Source organism: Ureibacillus massiliensis 4400831 = CIP 108448 = CCUG 49529 (genome assembly GCF_000772965.1).
GTDB classification, from domain to species: domain Bacteria; phylum Bacillota; class Bacilli; order Bacillales_A; family Planococcaceae; genus Ureibacillus; species Ureibacillus massiliensis.
The window spans coordinates 19,153-37,778 of sequence record NZ_JPVQ01000035.1; the positions used below are offsets into that span (position 1 = coordinate 19,153).

The 18,626-nt window shown below is 34.8% G+C and carries 15 protein-coding genes; 5 read left to right on the forward strand and 10 right to left on the reverse strand.

Going from position 1 to position 18,626, the window contains the following annotated elements; translation table 11 throughout:
- Positions 1-261 precede the first annotated feature (261 nt).
- Positions 262-981: a YetF domain-containing protein gene (locus tag CD30_RS14940; RefSeq protein ID WP_408056794.1), complete on the forward strand. Its 720-nt coding sequence runs from the start codon at positions 262-264 to the stop codon at positions 979-981.
- 20 nt (positions 982-1,001) lie between these two features.
- Here the strand turns inward: CD30_RS14940 and CD30_RS14945 are convergent, their stop codons facing one another.
- Together CD30_RS14945 and CD30_RS14950 are read right to left on the reverse strand one after the other, a co-directional pair.
- Positions 1,002-1,709: a CBS domain-containing protein gene (locus CD30_RS14945; RefSeq protein WP_036178466.1), complete on the reverse strand. Its 708-nt coding sequence runs from the start codon at positions 1,707-1,709 to the stop codon at positions 1,002-1,004.
- A gap of 157 nt (positions 1,710-1,866) precedes the next feature.
- Positions 1,867-2,805 carry a carbohydrate kinase family protein gene (locus CD30_RS14950; RefSeq protein ID WP_036178469.1) on the reverse strand — a complete coding sequence of 313 codons (939 nt, stop codon included), beginning with the start codon at positions 2,803-2,805 and terminating at the stop codon, positions 1,867-1,869.
- A gap of 342 nt (positions 2,806-3,147) precedes the next feature.
- On the opposite strand from CD30_RS14950, the gene CD30_RS14955 reads away from it, so the two are divergent.
- The 3 genes from CD30_RS14955 (at position 3,148) to CD30_RS14965 (ending at position 6,677) form a co-directional block, all read left to right on the forward strand.
- Positions 3,148-4,047 carry an EamA family transporter gene (locus CD30_RS14955; protein ID WP_036178472.1) on the forward strand — a complete coding sequence of 300 codons (900 nt, stop codon included), beginning with the start codon at positions 3,148-3,150 and terminating at the stop codon, positions 4,045-4,047.
- A 162-nt stretch (positions 4,048-4,209) separates the two neighbouring features.
- Positions 4,210-5,727 (forward strand): argininosuccinate lyase, encoded by a 1,518-nt coding sequence (gene argH, locus CD30_RS14960; protein ID WP_036178473.1) that lies wholly within the window; start codon positions 4,210-4,212, stop codon positions 5,725-5,727.
- Positions 5,724-6,677, forward strand: a complete 954-nt coding sequence (locus CD30_RS14965) for an N-acetylglucosamine kinase (protein WP_052126246.1) — start codon at positions 5,724-5,726, stop codon at positions 6,675-6,677. The genes argH and CD30_RS14965 overlap by 4 nt, the downstream gene beginning before the upstream one ends.
- 40 nt (positions 6,678-6,717) lie before the next feature.
- Here CD30_RS14965 and CD30_RS14970 read toward each other — a convergent pair whose 3' ends face one another.
- The 7 genes from CD30_RS14970 to aceA all read right to left on the reverse strand — a co-directional run bounded on the left by CD30_RS14970 (position 6,718) and on the right by aceA (position 15,552).
- Complete coding sequence (locus tag CD30_RS14970; RefSeq protein ID WP_036178484.1) at positions 6,718-7,980, reverse strand: transglutaminase domain-containing protein; 1,263 nt, start codon at positions 7,978-7,980, stop codon at positions 6,718-6,720.
- Positions 7,981-8,008: 28 nt separating this feature from the next.
- Positions 8,009-8,392, reverse strand: a complete 384-nt coding sequence (locus CD30_RS14975; RefSeq protein ID WP_036178486.1) for a YkvA family protein — start codon at positions 8,390-8,392, stop codon at positions 8,009-8,011.
- A 147-nt stretch (positions 8,393-8,539) separates the two neighbouring features.
- Positions 8,540-9,244 (reverse strand): glycosyltransferase family 2 protein, encoded by a 705-nt coding sequence (locus CD30_RS14980; protein ID WP_036178488.1) that lies wholly within the window; start codon positions 9,242-9,244, stop codon positions 8,540-8,542.
- Positions 9,245-9,348: 104 nt separating this feature from the next.
- Entirely contained in the window at positions 9,349-11,079 is a 1,731-nt protein-coding gene (ade, locus tag CD30_RS14985) for an adenine deaminase (RefSeq protein WP_036178504.1), read from the reverse strand.
- Positions 11,080-11,172: 93 nt separating this feature from the next.
- Positions 11,173-12,342, reverse strand: coding sequence for a pyridoxal-phosphate-dependent aminotransferase family protein (locus tag CD30_RS14990; RefSeq protein ID WP_036178490.1), 1,170 nt, complete (start codon positions 12,340-12,342; stop codon positions 11,173-11,175).
- Between the two features lie 193 nt (positions 12,343-12,535).
- Positions 12,536-14,137, reverse strand: a complete 1,602-nt coding sequence (gene aceB / locus CD30_RS14995; RefSeq protein WP_036178492.1) for a malate synthase A — start codon at positions 14,135-14,137, stop codon at positions 12,536-12,538.
- 131 nt (positions 14,138-14,268) lie between these two features.
- Positions 14,269-15,552 carry an isocitrate lyase gene (aceA, locus tag CD30_RS15000; RefSeq protein ID WP_036178494.1) on the reverse strand — a complete coding sequence of 428 codons (1,284 nt, stop codon included), beginning with the start codon at positions 15,550-15,552 and terminating at the stop codon, positions 14,269-14,271.
- Positions 15,553-15,765: 213 nt separating this feature from the next.
- Between aceA and CD30_RS15005 the strand changes: the two genes are divergently transcribed.
- Entirely contained in the window at positions 15,766-16,440 is a 675-nt protein-coding gene (locus CD30_RS15005; protein WP_036178507.1) for a LytR/AlgR family response regulator transcription factor, read from the forward strand.
- A 49-nt stretch (positions 16,441-16,489) separates the two neighbouring features.
- On the opposite strand, the gene pabB is transcribed toward CD30_RS15005, so the two are convergent.
- A complete protein-coding gene (pabB, locus tag CD30_RS15010) occupies positions 16,490-18,235 on the reverse strand; it encodes an aminodeoxychorismate synthase component I (protein WP_036178497.1) in 1,746 nt (581 codons plus the stop codon).
- Positions 18,236-18,626 lie beyond the last annotated feature (391 nt).

The following is an 18,626-nucleotide window of genomic DNA, read 5'->3' on the forward strand; positions in this document are numbered from 1 at the left end:
AATTCATCATCTTGTCCACAGCCTAATCGACAAATTTTCATCAAAAAATAAAAATATCCACAAAACAAGAAAAAAACATCAGCATTTTTAATGATGAATAGTTTTTCACTGTGGATATCTTTTTAATTTGTTATCTAGCTTGTTTGGTAGATTGTTGATGATTTCGGCTATTTTATTTTGGTTACATCTCATTATTTTAAAAAAACTTCCGCATACTGTTTCATTCTTTCGCAAAAGCTATTATAGAAAGGAGCAAAAATTGTGCAAGGATTTCAAGAAGTTCATTTTTGGGAAATGATTCTCCGTTCTACATTATCTTTCTTCACAATTCTTGTACTTGCAAGAGTTATTGGAAAAAAACAGCTTAGTCAACTAACCTTTTTTCACTATATAACGGGAATCACCATTGGATCGATTGCTGCAAATCTTTCTACTCAGTATGAACTAGATTATTGGGATGGCTTTATTTCGCTTATTTGGTGGGCATTACTGACTTTAATAATTAGCTATATTACATTAAAATCTTCAAAAGCACGTGTGTTTTTTGATGACCGGCCAACTATTTTAATTCAAAATGGGGTTCTTCTAAAGAATGGTATGAAGAAGGCGAGACTCCATGCGGATGAGCTTTCAATGCTATTAAGAGAACAAGGTATATTTTCCTTCAACGAAGTACTCTATGCAGTTTTTGAAACGAATGGGGAGTTAAGTGTTCTTAAAAAACCTGCTAATAGTTTTGCTACGAAGCAGGATGTAAAAGGAAACCTTACACCGCCAACCTATATGCCCACTATGTTAATTACTGATGGAAAGATCATTCATAAAAATTTAAAAGAATTGAATTTAACTGAAGATTGGTTATTAAAAGAACTAAATAAATACAATATCCAAAATCTCGGAGATGTATTTTTTGCACAAATTCTTGAGAATGGGTCCTTGTATATTTGTTTAAATAATGAAGATGGCAAGGGGGACCATTAACTATTTACCCCTTGCCACTTTTAATCCACCTTCATAATATCAATTGGTGTTACCATTCCTATTAATTTTTGATACGGTTTGCCATGCTCAGTAATTAATAAAGCCTCGTATCTTTTCCCACGTTCAACTCCCTGTTTAAACATCTCCTCCGCATCATAAATCGTCATGTATCGACTTACAAATTTATAATTCACCCGATTTTTTTCGTGATGTAAAATGTCATTTAAACTCCATCTTTTATTCGGTATATGTTGTTCCGCTTCTATCGTTGAAGCAAGCCAGTTAGTTATTCCTACAGTCGTCACAAGTCCTTTAAATTCTTCTTTTGCGTAAACGGGAAATTGGGTAAACTTCTTTTGCCGAATCACTTGGAGCAGGTATTTAATAGAATCTGTAGTCTGTAATGTTAATACCTTCTTATGGAACGCTTGTCCAACTAATTTTGGCTTTGTTAGAACATGATCGATATGTTCTATTTTATGTACGACTTTCAAATGAGGTTCTGCTATTACAAATTCTGCTGATGTACGATGATGTACGATCGCATTTCGGAGATCACCAAAGGTTCGCAAATCATCTTCATATTTACGAACTAATACACTCTTCTTTTTTGCCTGTTCAATTAATCTATAAAAAGGCACATGTTCTTTCGTTCCAATCATGTCTCTTAATGTATAAGTAATACGATTATAGGCAATTAAAAATCTGTCAGAATTTTTTACTGTCACGATTGCAACCTTCCTTCACTAAATTAACGGCTAAATCGATTTATTTCGACGATAAACTCGATAACATATCCATTATATTCCTATATTTTCTTATTGATAAGTAACTTCTTACCTAAAAAAGCCACCAATGTTTCTTAAAAACATTGATGGCCTCATATTATAAACGTGATTTTATTTCATCGTAACAAGGTAAAGCTGTGAGTGCCCCTAGCTTCGTTGCAGCTAAGGCTCCTAAATGATTCGCAAAACGTACACATTTATCCATATCTTCATGTGTTGAAGGTACACCATTAAAATGAACATAACGCAATATACCTGCCATAAAAGCATCCCCTGCTCCTGTAGTATCAACAGGTTCAACTTTTTCTGTTGGAATATGTGTTACTTCACCATTAAAGATGGCATATGTTCCATGTTCCCCAACGGTTATTAAAATAATAGGGATATCCCATTTTTTAAGAGCTGTTAATCCACTTTGCAAAGTTTCTGTTTCTGTTAAAAACAGCAGTTCTTCATCTGACAGTTTTAAAATATCCGTTGACTCAAAAAATGACATGATCGTACTTCGACAAATATGCTCGCTCTTCCATCGTAGTGGACGAATATTCGCATCAACAGCAATAATTACATCATTTTTTAATGCTAGTTCTACCCCTTTTCGAGTAGTTTCAAGAGCTGTCGGATGAAACATTGTTCCAGAACAAATATTAAATACCGATGCTTTTTGGAATGCTTCCTCATTTAATTGTTCAGGGCACACCTGTAAATCAGGCGTTTCGTCAACATAATCCTTAAAAATACGTTCATTGTCTTCTGTTAAGTGAACATAAACACCACTTACTCTTTTTTCCGGGGCATAAATAGAATAATTCAGATTCACGCCTTCTTTTATAATTTCTGAGCGAACAAAACTTGAAGTTTCATCTTCACCGGATATCGTAATTAATGCAGAAGGAGTACCAATCCTACTAGCACCGGCAGCAACATTAATCGTTGCCCCTCCTAAAAATTTTGTAAAAGATGTATTTGATTTATCATCTGCTATGTAATCCACAAAAGCATCGCCATAAACTAGGACAAATTCTTTTTGAAGCATAAGCTGTTAAACCTCCGAAAAGTTACTTTATATAATTTATCATAAAAATCTGCTAATCATTAAATTTCACATAATTCAAACACCAATTTTTTGTTACACTTTATCACGAAAGAACTAGATAAAATAGAGTCCGTTATTAAGCATTGTAAAATGTCATTTATCTGATTTTGAATCACTAAGCTAAATGATGAATTGGGAGTTTAAAAGTTTGAACGTAATTTTAATAGACTTCGAAAATACGTAGTTTATTTAATATTGGGTTTTAACAATGGGGTGATAGACTATATCAATAAACTATTTTATCATATTGTTAAAACACGAATCTAGAAAGTGGTATCCAACATGAAATACAGTTTTATTTATCCACTACTTATTGTTCTTGCATCAAGTAGCTATGGAATTCTTTCAACCATTATAAAAGTTGCAATGGCACATGGATTTACTTCACATGAGGCTGTTACGAGCCAATATGTAATTGGCTTTTTATTAATATTATTTTTATTTTTAATTACACAAAAATCCTTTCCTAAACTTAATAGAAGAGCATTTTTAACCATCGTCGGCGCAGGATTATTTACAGGTACAACAGGAATTGTTTATGGAGAATCTTTAAATTATTTACCTGCATCACTTGCAGTAGTGTTACTATTTCAATTTACTTGGATTGGGATGCTTATAGATTGTATTATCCGAAAAAGATATCCTAATAAAGCAGAAGCATACGGGCTTGTATTTTTGTTTTTAGGAACAATTTTAGCAGCAGGTTTAATCGATGTGAATTTATCCAATATTCCATGGCAAGGTTGGGTCTTTGGATTTGCTGCTGCTGTTAGCTTTGCAATCTTTATCCAATTTAACTCCTTACCTGTGGAGGGAATCTCAACCATTACACGTACAATGATGATGTCGTTTATTGCACTAATCATTGTGAGTATTTTTTTGTCACCAGAGATTATATGGAATGGGAAATTATTTGGTGAAAATTTATGGTTATACGGTCTCATTTTAGGTTTCTTTGGTATTATTTTTCCGATACAACTGTTCTCTATAGCTGCTCCTAAGGTTGGGGGAGGCTTAACATCTATATTAAGCGCGACAGAATTACCAGTAGCAGTACTCGTTTCCGTTGTTGTTTTGCATGAATCATTAACCATCCTGCAAATCGTTGGCATTGTATTTGTCTTAAGCGGTATGATTCTACCAACTGTTATAGCCCAAAAGAAAAATTCGGTTTTACATTAACTATGTATAACCGGATTTTTTATTTACGGGCGAATATCCGTAAAAGTTCATTAAATTTTTGCTATAGATCAATTTTTAAAAAATACTCGACTATTTTTTAGAGTCATTGTATTGTTAGCGTAAATAAAATACATATAGGCGTATTAACGGAGGCGACTCATTATGTTACAGGATTACAAAAGTCGAATAAATGAACTTGAAGGTGATCAATTCCCTTCTAACAGCTATCGTCAAATGGTATTACAGCCTGCATATGAGGAAGCAAAAAAACATTTCCTGCACTCTATGATACAAATTCATATTGCTCATTTAAAAATGCTTGAGGAACAGCAATTAATTACAAAAGAGGAAGCTCAAAAAATAGGAAAGGCAATTAAAAAATTAGACTTGGATTATTATGAAAGCCGAGATTATAATCCTCAATTTGAAGACTTATTTTTCCGTATTGAAAATAAATTAATAGAATTAGCAGGAGATATTGCTGGCAATCTGCATATTGGAAGAAGTAGAAATGATATGGGCATTGCTATATATCGAATGACCTTAAGAAAGAAGCTGCTGTTGTTAATGAATGAGCTGTTAGAACTACGTGCGTCATTGATTGCATTTGCAGAGGATCATGTAGATACGGTCATGCTTGGCTACACACACACACAGCAAGCACAGCCTACCACTTTAGCTCATTATGTAAAAGCAGTGATTGACCAATTGACACGTGACTTCAAACGGATGCAAGCTGCATATAGCACGCTCAACAGAAGTAGTATGGGAGCAGCAGCTTTAACAACAACTGGATTTAAAATCAGTCGTGAAAGAATGGCTGAGCTACTAGCTTTTGATGATATTATTGAAAACGCATGGGATGCAGTGGCAGGTGCAGATTATATTGCTGAGCTGGCAAGTGTGATTCAACTTTCCGCTTTAAATCTTGGACGTACTTCTCAGGACTTTTTACAATGGGCGACTCAAGAATTTAACGCTTTTAAACTGGCTAGCCCTTATGTTCAAGTTAGTTCTATCATGCCACAAAAGCGTAATCCGGTGTCCATTGAACATACACGTTCCTTACTATCGGCGGTTGTAGGGGATGCTTCTACTGTTCTTCAAATGATTCATAATACACCATTTGGAGATATTGTTGACACAGAGGATGATATGCAGCCCTATTTATGGCGCGCAATGGAACGATTGAGAGGTATCTATAAACTCTTTGGTAGTTTAGTTGTCACGATGGAAGTAAATAAAGAAAAACTACGTAAACGAGCAGAAAATAGCTTTGCCAACGTAACAGAGCTTGCAGATACACTCGTTCGTTCAGAAAAAATTTCTTTTAGACAATCCCATCGAATTGTTAGCAGCTGTGTTCGTGCATTACTTGATGCAAAGGAAGAATCCTTGGATCGTTTAACTTGGGAATTAGCTAATGAAAAATCGAAAGAAATATTAGGAAAACCCCTTACAATACCTAAGGATACATTTTACCAAGCATTAAAGCCTGAGTATTTTATTCATATACGTTCTATATATGGTGGACCCGCACCTGATACAATGCGAAATTCATTACTTCAAGCAAATGCTGTTACACCATTACTTGAAAATTGGATTAAAGATAAAGAGAATCGTATATTCCAATGTGAACAACAATTATCTTATTTTTTAGAAGGTTGGAATCAAAAATGATGGAAGAGAAAGTTGTCATGGCAATTGACGGTGGTGCAACAAAAACAGCCATTACCTTACAATTAACAAATGGAAAAACACTATTTAATAAAATCTCTACAGGCTCAAATATTCACGCAATTGGTATAAAACATGTTGAAAGAGTGATTACAGACCTTTTAATGGAGGCCTATCAAGCTATTCCAAATACTCATATTGAAGTTGCTGCATTTGCAATGGCTGGAATTGACACCAGTCATGATATGTCTATCATAAAAGGGATTATAGAAAATTGCTTAAACAATGTTCCATTTGAGATAAATACCATCATCGTTGAAAATGATGTTCATTCTACATTACTTGGATTAACAGATGGTAAACCTGGAGCTCTTGTTTTATCTGGTACAGGATCTATTGCCTATGCGTTTGATGGGAAGGATTTGATGGTTCGAACTGGTGGCTGGGGACACCTTGCAGCAGATGAAGGAAGCGGATATTGGGTTGGCCAACAAATACTTCGAGCAATTATTCGAGCAGAAGACGGTAGAACTAATAAACCCACTTATTTAAAAACCTTGCTCTTTGAAAAACTTCAGGTAACAAATATAGAACAATTATTAGCTTGGGTGTACCATCCGGAATTTACAAATGCCCAAATGGCAAGTATTAGCTCTATCCTTTCAGATGCTATTGAGCGTGGTGATGAAACGGCCATTCATATTGCAAAAAGTGCTGCCAAGGAACTTTCTATTTTAGCGATTACTGTGCTAGAAAAAATTCAATACACAGGTGAAGTATTTACTCTCTATATGAATGGTGGCATATTAAGAAACCATATCGTCATCAAAGATTTATTCCAGCAATACGTCAGTACAAAATATCCGAATATCTCCTTTGAATTATGTCAAGATGCACCCATTCAATATATATTGAAACGGGCTCTTTCTGAAGTAAATAAGGTTAATAAATAAAAAAAGAAATTACATCCTTTTGCTAGGGATGTAGTTTCTTTTATTCTAAAGCCATTTTCTTTAATCCATCTGGTGTTGAAAAGAATAAATATCCATCTTCAACAAATAAGTTTTTAACTTCTGTTTGATATAAAATAGATTCTTCTGTACCATTGGTTTTTATTTTCGTAAGATAGGCACCATTCGAATAATTGCTGAAATACAACCAATCACCGTGACCTACAATATATTGTGCTCTACTATTTGTTACCTTCTCACTAACACCAGTTTGTGGATTAACACGATATAAAAGGTTATTATCCTCCACATTACTATAGTACATATAACCATTTACTTCATAAGCATGATCCACTTGTTTCATAAATGCATATTTTTCATTAGTCGCTGTTGGATAATTTGCTTGAATCCATGTATGATCAAGCTTCATTTGCGCATCATTAATTAAAAAATATTGGTAACTAATTGTATTCCCTCTATCTGGTACGGGATCATTCCATGTAGTATCCAAATGATACCACTCGCCATCGACTTTGACTAAATTCCAAGCGTGTCCACCTGTATATACCTCACCTACAACATATTTTGTTTCAACCCCTAGCTGTTGTAGCATTTTTAACGCTAATAATGCGTAGCCTTGACAAACACCTTTACCTTCATGCACTACAGCAAAGGCGCTATGTGGGCTTGCACTTGACTCCTCACTGTAAGCAGTATTTTTCACAATATAATCATTAACAAATTTCACTTTTTGAAAATCAGACATTGTATTAGGATCTACTGCTGAAAGGATTTGTGCAACTTTTTCATCTACAATCTTTTCTTGCTCTGGGTTTGTTAAATATTGCTGATCCACTTTAATTTTTGCATCCATTACGCCATACTCATACTCCACTCGCCGATCCGCTAAGTGACCTTCTATATATTGATCTCGGCTTGTCGCTTCATTTATTGCTCGATCAATGATATTTTCGATATCACTTGTACTACCAACATAATGAATCTCAAAGTTTGTTTCCCATCTACTAAAGTAATGGTAAAAAGCATCAGCTAAATCTTCTACACTTTTTACTTCCGTCGGTAGTTCAGAAGATTTTGAATCTATGGCTATCATTTTTGATACGGTAGATGACAAATCGCTAACACCGGTGGATACGGTTGTAATTAGTTCATTTGCAGCGTCGGAAATATCTATAGAGTTATGATTTAAATATTGATTCACATCATTAAATAGCTTTGTTCCATACTCATAGGCTGGTTTAAATAAGACTATTAATATGACAATGAAGGTAAGTTTTTTTAACATACGAACACCTCTAATTAGGTATTTCTATTTATTCCTGATTATATTCATATTTATCCCCAAACATTTTCTTTAATAGCTGATGTCCTTCTTCCTTCATTTCGTCTGTAATTGAAGAATAAATGGTTGACATTGCCTGCATGATTAGAAATGCATCATCTGCTAATCCCACTGCCGGTAAAAAGTCTGCTATTAGATCCGTTGGTAAAATAAAATAACCGAGAACTCCTGCAATGAGTAATTTATTTTTCTTTGGCATATCTGAGCTTTTTAAAGCACTGAATAAAGTTGCAGCACCGTGTAAAGCCTTAAATCCTAATTTAAAACCACTATCTTTTATTTTATGAATAAATTTCTTTGGTGAAAAATGTTTTTCTTTACCTGTTACAATATCTAATTGGAAATCTTCTTTCATTTTATATCCTCCTAAAGCAAAATAATTCTATGAAAATAATTTCCCAAGAAATAAAAATATACTACATAAGAGTACACTATAATAGGTAACCTTTGATGTAGTACTATAACTTAATACGATTACTTTAAACAAAAGTTTCATACTTAATTAGGATTTATTTTTCGAATATAACAAGATTAATTGTTGTATCACTTTATTCATATTTGTAATTTCATCATATTGAATTATTGAATTCTTCTTATATTGGAGATGACCTATTGGAATTTCATAGATTGGAACTTTACGTTTAATAGCTTCTACTAGCATATTCGTATCAAAGCTAAAGGAATTTCCAGGTACTTTGATAAGCCAATATAACTCCTGTTTTGGGATATATCTTAAGCCTGTTTGAGTATCGAGAATTCGTTTATGAAATAATAGTTGAAACAGAAGTGATGCAGCCTGATTACCAAAATATTTACTAATAGGAATATCTTTTGATTTGAAATTTCTTACACCTAATATAATGCCATTAGAGAAAACTTTCGCTTTATGTAATATTAAACTCACATCTGTCGTTTTATGCTGACAATAAGCACCCATTGTAATAATCCCTTTTGTATAGGGAAAATATTTTAAAACATAGTGGAAACCAGTTTTTAGTGCCTTACCCTTTCCAAAGTTTTGAGGATGCTCAATAACGATGCAATCCTTTATTTGTTTCAGTTCACTAAATACTTGCTGATATTTACGATCACTACCATCATTAATGATGATCACTTTTTCAAAGTCCATTTGTAAAACTTCTTCAACAAATGGAATAAGCGAATTCAAAGGATTTAAAGCAGGAATAACTGCAATGACTTTATCCAAGGAATATCCCCCTATAGACAGGATTCTATTAAAATTTTAACTTTTAAAATAATGGATTTCAATACTATAAAGAGTGAAGGAATTGCCTGCAATAGACAATTCCTTTATTTAATTTCAATTGGAATGTGACGGAAATTTTTCACATCAAACAATCCTGTATCAGTTAGCTTTAATTCCGGAATAACAGGTAAACTTAGAAATGAGAGTGTTAATAGTAAGTGGAAATCTATAGTTGGGTTAATTTTTTTAATGGCCTCATGTACTTCGATTAATTTATTTTTAGCTTCGTTAGCATTTAGTGTAGTCATTAGGCCCGCTATTGGCAAGGCTAATGAACCTATTACTTCTCCCTCTTCCACTACAACAAATCCACCTTGAATTTTTTGCAGTTCCTCTAAAGCTATTAATATATCATCATCATTCGTCCCTAATACGATTGCATTATGAGAGTCGTGTGCAATGGTTGTAGCGACCGCACCCTTTTGAAGCCTAAATCCTTTCACAATTGCTTTAGCTACATTACCTAAGTTGTGATGACGTTCAACAACCACTAGCTTTAATAAGTCCTTTGCTATTGAAGGGACGAAAACTCCATCTACTACGTCTACTTCTTGTTCTAGATGTTTTGTTGTAATTTGGTTTGGCATTATTTCGATAATATTTGCGCGATTCCCAATTTCGAACTTTATCTCTAAGTCCGATTTTTCTAGTTTTGGTAAATGAACAGATTGTAAGATTGATTCATTTATAGCTGTGCTTAATGTCGTGCTTTTAAGAATCTCACCCTTTTTAGCAACCTTCTCACCATATTTCCAAACAGTATTCACTTTCATCGTTTCTAAATCATCAAGAAGCAGGAAATCCGCATCATATCCTTCTGCTATAGCTCCTTTATCAAATAGACGATAACATTCTGCTGCATTCAATGTCGCAAGCTGAATGGCTTGTAGTGGCTCCATACCATGCTTAATAGCAAGCGATATTGCAAAATCAATACTTCCTTCCTCCATTAGTTCGTCAAGATGTTTATCATCCGTACAGAATGCAAATCGTCTTGAATTTGACGATGTCACTGCTGGCAATAGGTCGATTAAATTTTTAGCCGCTGATCCTTCTCTAATCAAAACATACATACCTTGTTTGATACGTATAATGGCTTCCTCAGCTGAAACACATTCATGATCCGTTCGAATACCAGCCGCGCGATAGCCTCTGATTTGACCAGAATTTAATCCGGAGCCATGTCCATCAATTATTTTGTTTCCTTTATTTATGAGTAAAAGCTTTTCTAGCATATTTTGTTCACCATTTAAGACTGCAGGATAATCCATTACTTCAGCAAGACCCAATACTTCATCATTTTCTAAAAATGGTGCTAAATCTTTTGCATTCATAACGGCACCAGCATTTTCAAAGGGAGTACTTGGGACACTGGACGGTAACATAAAGTAAATATCCATCTTTGCATTTTGTGCATCATCCATCATAAATTGCAATCCATTTGAACCTGATACATTCACAATTTCATGGGGATCTGTAATCACCGTAGTAATTCCATGGGGTAATAATATTTCGCTAAACTGAGAAGGAGGTAAAATAGAAGATTCAATATGAATATGTGCATCAATAAGTCCTGGAATAACATATCTCCCTTTGGCATCTTCAACATTGTGTGCGGTGAATTCATCTTTCTCATCTAGTGCAATAATTTTTCCATCTGCTACGACAATATTTCCTTTTCGCCAGGTCATTGAAAAAACATCTGCAATTACTGCATTTTTTAATATAAAGTCTGCAGGCACCCTTTGCTGTGATACATCAATTAGTCTTTTCATTTTGTTATATTCCATTTAGATTCCTCCTACTCTTAATACGAAAATGGACACACTATAAAAGTGTGCCATTATCATACCATTTATCTATTAATATTACTTTGTCTGAGCGATTATTTCCTTTGTAAACGTATCCATTGCATTTTCTACATCTACAAAGTAACCTAGATCGATTAATGATTCACCAATTATTTTTACTGCCCCTAGTAACATTTGTTCCGTTGTATTTCCCATATGCCCTATTCTAAATGCTTTTCCTGACAAATGTGCCAATGCGCCTGCAACAATTATTCCCTTATTTGCAAGTTGTTTTCGGAAAGCAATATCATCTACCCCCTCGGGATATAGGATGCAAGATAATGTTGGGGCAGCAACCTCTTCATGTGCTAAAGGCTCCATTCCATAAGTACTTAATGCCGCTCGTATTCCACGTCCAAATGCAATATGGCGCTTCTCTCTTTTTTCAATCCCCTCACTGAGGACGAGCTTCATCGCTTCATGATAAGCATAGATCATATTAACAGGTGGGGTTGCAAAATACTTTGATGGGTCATTCATGATTGGCAACCAATTTTTTATATCGCTATAGTAGGCAGGAATTGTACCAAGATTTTCCCTCGCTTGTAGCGCTGTTTTATTAAAAGCAACAATAGCAAGCCCCGGTGGTATACCAATTGCTTTTTGAGAACCCGTTAATACTACATCAATTTTATAATCAGGATGTCCATATGTTTTACTCATGTTTTCATCAAGAGCAGCAGTCGCTACAACACCGTCCAAAATAATCAAAGCCCCCGCTTGCTTTATGACTGGAACTAATTGTTCAAGGTTTGAAATAACACCCGTTGATGTATCTGCATGCGTTATAGTAACAGCTTTAAACCTTTCTTTAGCCAATTTTTGTTGAACTAACTCTACGTCTACCTGTTTACCCCACTCTGCTTGGAGTAGGTCTACTTCTATACCATAAGCCACAGCCAAAGGAGAGAAACGGTCCCCAAAATAACCATGACTAATGACTAATAATTTTTCTCCTTTTCCCACTGTATTCACAATTGCCATTTCCATAGCAAGTGTTCCAGAGCCTGCTACAATAAATACTTCCCCATCTGGCTTCAGTAGCTTCTTCGTTTGCTCTATTGCATTTTTAAATGTCTCTACAAACCGTGGATCTGTATGACCTCTAGTTTCACTTGATAAAGCATCATATATCTCATCCATCACTGGTGTTGGACCTGGTACTAATAAAATTTCTCTATTTTTCATATGTAGCACCTCTTCTTTAAATTGTTTATATATTAACTTCAACCAATATATGTAATTTCCCTCTAAGAATATTAAATATCATATGAAAAAGTCTTACGAGCCATCTATGACTCGTAAGACCATCTCCCCCTAACTTGCTTATCTATCAAATTTCCCCTTTATTGAACCTATAATTACCTCTTTAAAGATGTCCTTAACTAATTTTTTCGTAACCTGGTAGTGTTAAAAATTCGATGAACTCTTCTTGCTCAATTAAGTATTTAAATAACTCTGCGGCGTCTCGATACTTACCGCTGTTATACGCTTGTTCCCCAACAGCGTTTTTAATTTTTGCAAGCTCTTCTTCAACAATTTGTAGCACTAATTCCAAAGTTACTTTTCGTCCATCAATTAAAATACCTTTTTCATGGCGAATCCATTGCCAGACTTGTGTGCGAGAAATTTCAGCAGTTGCAGCATCTTCCATTAAGTTATTAATTGGTGCTGCACCGTTTCCTCTTAGCCAAGATGCAATATATTGAATCCCCACGCTCACATTTACTCGAAGACCTTCTTCTGTAATTGTTCCCTCTGGTACAGCTAAAAGATCCTCTGCCGTAACTTGAACATCTTCTCGTTTTTTATCGATTTGGTTAGGTGTTTTCATAACCGCATCAAATTGTTCCATGGCAACAGGTACTAAACCAGGATGAGCTACCCATGTTCCATCGTGTCCGTCCGTTGCTTCACGGCGTTTATCTTCACGAACTTTTTCATAGGCAATTTCATTCGCCTTTTCATCATCCTTGACTGGTATTTGCGCTGCCATTCCCCCAATGGCAGGTGCATTACGTTTATGACAAGTTTGAATGCATAAAGACGTATAGGCTCTCATAAATGGAACCGTCATCGTTACTTGACCCCTATCTGGCAGAATCACATCCGGCTGATTTCTTAAACGCTTAATAAAGCTAAAGATATAATCCCATCTACCACAATTCAATCCTGCTGAATGCTGTCTAAGTTCATATAAAATTTCGTCCATTTCAAAGGCCGCTAAAATTGTTTCGATTAATACCGTTGCTTTTATCGTCCCTTGTGGAATTCCTAGATAATCCTGAGCGTATATAAACACATCATTCCAAAGGCGTGCTTCTAGATGACTTTCTAATTTTGGCAAGTAGAAATATGGACCTGTACCTTGTGCTAGTGCTTCTTTTGCATTATGGAAGAAATATAATCCAAAATCAAAGAAGCTACCAGACATTGGCTCCCCATTAACAAGCACATTTTTCTCCAGTAAATGTAGACCTCTAGGACGAACTAAAAGTATTGCTGTATGATCTTTTAAAGAGTATTGTTTTCCTGTTTCAGGTTGAGTGAAAGCAATCGTTTTTCTAATCGAGTCCCTCATGTTTATTTGACCAGCAATCATATTTTCCCAAGTTGGTGTTGATGCGTCTTCAAAACATGCCATAAACATTTTTGCACCCGAATTTAACGCATTAATAACCATTTTACGATCTACTGCTGGGCCTGTAATTTCAACACGACGATCTTTTAAATCATCTGGAAGTGGTGCAATTGTCCAATTACCTTCTCGAATCTCTTTCGTTTCTTCAAGGAAATTTAACCTCTCACCATTATCCAGTCTTTTTTGGCGTTCTTGCCTTTTGTTAAGTAATACTTTACGTCTTTCGTTAAATTTTTCATGTAATGAAACGATAAATTCAAGCGCCTCTGGAGTTAGAATTTCCTTTGCTTCGTCTGTTAGTTTTCCAGTGATGTTAAGCTTTTCTGAAATGGTCTGTTCCATTTTCAAAATCCCACCCTTATTTGAATTGCATAATAGAAATACCTCGACGCAGGTTTATTTGTTGAATATGAAAAATTAATAATCGCAACATCTTTCGTCGAGGTAATATTTCACTTTAAAAAACTATTTAATTAAACGAATTGGGCTGCTTCTGTTGATCCAGCCATTGCAGTTGTTGATGAATTTCCACCAGAAATAGCTTGTGCTACTTCGTCAAAGTAACCCGTACCTACTTCACGTTGGTGCTTAGTAGCTGTATACCCTTTCGATTCTGCTGCAAATTCTGCTTGCTGAAGTTTAGAGTATGCAGCCATTCCGTTATCTTTGTAATCATATGCAAGTTCAAACATTGAGTAATTTAATGAATGGAAACCAGCTAATGTTACGAATTGGAACTTATAACCCATTTTTGCAATTTCGCGTTGGAACTCAGCAATTTCTTTATCAGAAAGTTTTGCTTTCCAGTTAAATGATGGCGAACAGTTGTATGCCAACATCTTACCTGGGAATTGTGCATGAATTCCTTCTGCGAATTCACGTGCTTCTTCTAATGATGGTGTTGAAGTTTCACACCAAATTAAGTCTGCGTATGGAGCGTATGCAAGACCACGTGCAATCGCTTGTTTAATCCCCGCTTTTGTACGGAAGAATCCTTCAGGTGTACGTTCGCCAGTAATAAATTCTTCATCTCTCGGATCGATATCGCTTGTTACCATGTCAGCTGCATCTGCATCTGTACGAGCGATTAAAATTGTATCCACACCCATCACATCCATTGCTAGACGGGCTGCTACTAAATTTCGGACTGCATTTTGAGTAGGTAGCAATACCTTACCACCTAAATGTCCACATTTTTTCTCGGATGCAAGCTGATCTTCTAAATGAACTCCTGCAGTACCTGCTTCAATCATTGCTTTTACAAGCTCGAATACATTAAGCGGGCCCCCAAACCCTGCTTCAGCATCTGCAACAATTGGCGCAAACCAATCAAAGTTATCTTCACGACCTTCTGAATGATCGATTTGGTCTGCTCTTTGTAAAGCTTGATTGATACGTTTTACTACTTGTGGTACTGAGTTTGCAGGATATAATGATTGGTCTGGATACATTTGACCTGCAAGATTTGCATCAGCTGCAACCTGCCACCCTGATAAATAGATTGCTTTTAGTCCTGCTTTCACTTGTTGTACTGCTTGATTCCCCGTTAATGCCCCCAATGCATTAATAAAGCTTTCTTCATGTAATGATTTCCAAAGTCTTGCTGCGCCACGCTTTGCCAATGTTTGTTCGATTACAAAAGAGCCCTGTAATTTAACAACTTCTTCTGCTGTGTATGGACGGACAATTCCTTTCCAACGTGAGTTTTCTGCCCAATCTTTTTTGATTGCCTCGATTCTTTCTTGTCTTGTTGACATGTAAATATTCACACCTTCCCCTATGTCTAAATACACACTATTAAAAATTTTTCATAATTCTGTTCCATAACAGGTGTATTTGCTGTAAATTAATATATAACAGACAGAAGTATTTTGCATTAAATTTTGATAAAATATCCAAATTATAGGATGAATAATTGTTTTTTGGGGATGAAGTGGGATTTTTTAAATGAAACAAAGGGGAGTTTAATTGTGGAAATCGAAAACTTGCAAATACCAAAAACAGAATTAGATCAAATTAAGGTTATTTTAGAAGATTGGGTGCCTAAGGATGCTTCATTAGCCATTGCAATTGACGGTGCCTACGTTTATTCCGTATTAAGTAGGCATCCTATTCATTTACCCATCGGTAAGAAAATCGATGAAGATAGTGTAGCAGCGAAAGTATTAAAAACAAGAAAGAAAACAGAGGCTCTAATAGACGATTCAATTTTTGGTGTACCTTACTATGCAATCGGATATCCAATAATTTTCGACCAAATGGAAGCTGCATTAATCGTTATCTTACCATCTTCTTTTAAAGTTGATAACAAACAAGAACCATATAAATTTTTGACCGGTAAACAAAATGAAGACTGGACTCCAATACCAATTGAATGTATCTCACATATTGAAAGCCTACAGAAGCGTACTTGGTTTTATGCAGAAAATGAACAATATAAAACAAACATTACTTTAAAGGAATTGCAAACAAAGCTACCTGAGTTTTTTGTTAGAATTCATCGTTCTTATATTTTAAATATTTACTTCATAAAAAAAATCACAAAGGATATAACATCAAATTTCGTCATTGTATTAAAAAATGACGTAGAGCTTCCTGTTAGCCAATCCTATGTAAATGACCTTCGAAAAATATTGGAGTTCTAAATAATAAAAGGGAGAATCTATCACAATTCTCCCTTTCCTAATTATTAAATTAAATAAGCTTTACTTTAACCCATTTTCTTACACTGTTAACAAACCATATATTCGTGCAATTTTTTAAATCTTCCATTGTTAAAATTTTTTCCTGAATGCGTCCTTCTTTTAAAAGTTGCTCCCTATAAGTTCCTGCCAATAAACCACTTTCAATAGATGGTGTCCATAACCCATCTTCCATTTCTAAAACAGCATTTCCATTTGTAAATTCCGTTAGTTCCCTATCTTCATTCCATAAAAGTACATCAAATACATCAGGAAATCTTTTTTGGAATTTTGTATAAACATCCCTGTTTGTCGTTTTATGATATAAAAAAATATTGTCTTTACTTACTGGTTCATCGGCAAGTGTTATGAGCACCGGAGTATCGTAAGACTGTAACTCAATCGGTTGCGTATTTATCATAACTTCCCCCTTTAAATCGATAAGCAAACGAGTTTTATATGTTCCTTGTTGATGTAGCTGTAGACTTTTTTGCAAATGATTCTTTACATTCTCCATATTAATCGGATATTTGAAATATTTAGCTGAACTGAAAAGCCTATCTAAATGTTCTTCGATTAAGAAATACTCCCCGTTATCCAACAGTAAACTTTCCAACAATTGAAACTCCGGCCTTTTTACTTCAAGTAGACTTGCCTTTGCTAATACTTCCTGATATTCATCTTCAGAGGTTGAATCCCAAGTTATTCCCCCGCCTACACCATAGGTTGCCTGATTTGTTTGCTGATCGATTACTACTGTTCTGATAGGCACATTAAAAATTGCTTCTCTTTCTGGTGTTATATATCCAATTGCACCACAATACACCTCGCGTGGTTCTTTTTCTAGTTTCTCGATTGCTTCCATCGTACTTATCTTAGGCGCCCCTGTTATAGAACCACAAGGGAAAAGTGCCCGGAAAATTTCCAATAGCTTTGTACTTTCCTTTATTTTTGCAGTGATTGTAGAAGTCATTTGATGAACTGTCGGGTAATCTTCAATTTCAAATAGCTTTTCAACTTGAACGGTACCAGGTATAGCAATGACATTTAAATCATTTCTTAACAAATCAACAATCATTACATTTTCTGCACGATTCTTTTCAGAGTAATATAACTCATTTCTATTTGCTTCATCTTCTTTTATATTTCTTCCTCTTTTTAAGGTTCCTTTCATAGGACGAGTAATAATTTTGTCCTCTTTTAGATGAAAAAAAAGTTCTGGTGAAGCCGATAAAATACTATATTCTCCTGTATTGATATATGCACAATAGTTTGATACCTGCGCCCTTTTTAATGTGTTATATAAAGTAATATCATCACCTTGAAAATTTGATTTCAAACGAATTGTATAATTTGTTTGATATGTAGTTCCTTGTCCAATCCATTGTTTAATTAATTTTATAGAATTTTGATAGTCCTTTTCTGAAACAGTAGAAGTCCATTTTAAATTTTTATATGCACCATCACTCTTCACAGTTTCTAATTTAGGTTCATTAAAGACACCGAACCATACAAGCGGCATTTTATTTCCACTCTTCACTTTAAATGCTGGATCGAAAGCCGGTGCACATTCATATGACATATATCCAGCCACATAATAACCATCTTGAATAGCTTTCTCTATTAAATCGAAACATGGTAAAACTTCCTCAACTGTATTAGCGATTATTATTTCTATCGGATTGTTAAATGTTAATGGTTTAATAACGCCCGAACTAGAAGCAAACTCAAAAGATAGAAGTGGTAGTGACTTTTTCATTTATTGACCCCTTGCTTACTTTTTATGAAATATATTTTTCTTTCATTATTGTGCTGTATTCTCTTTTAATATGCCACTATTTTATATGCAACATTTTAAATTTACATTTGAAAAATCGTATCCTATCTATTGAACTCTCAATTCTTGAAGTTGATGAACCTTTTTAAATTATAAACACAAATTCAATCAACAATGACTGTGAAGCTTCGACAATCTGTTCATAATGGCTTTCTTGGAAGTTTTGTCCTTGAGGCGCTTGCTCGTGGACGATTTCTTTATTTCTCGGTTGAGTTTTGTCCTCGAGAGTTTCACCGTGTACATTTGTTCAGTCTCAGGTGAATTACCTTCGGTTCTTGGAGTTGGGGGCTTTTTTAATCATAAAAAAACACCA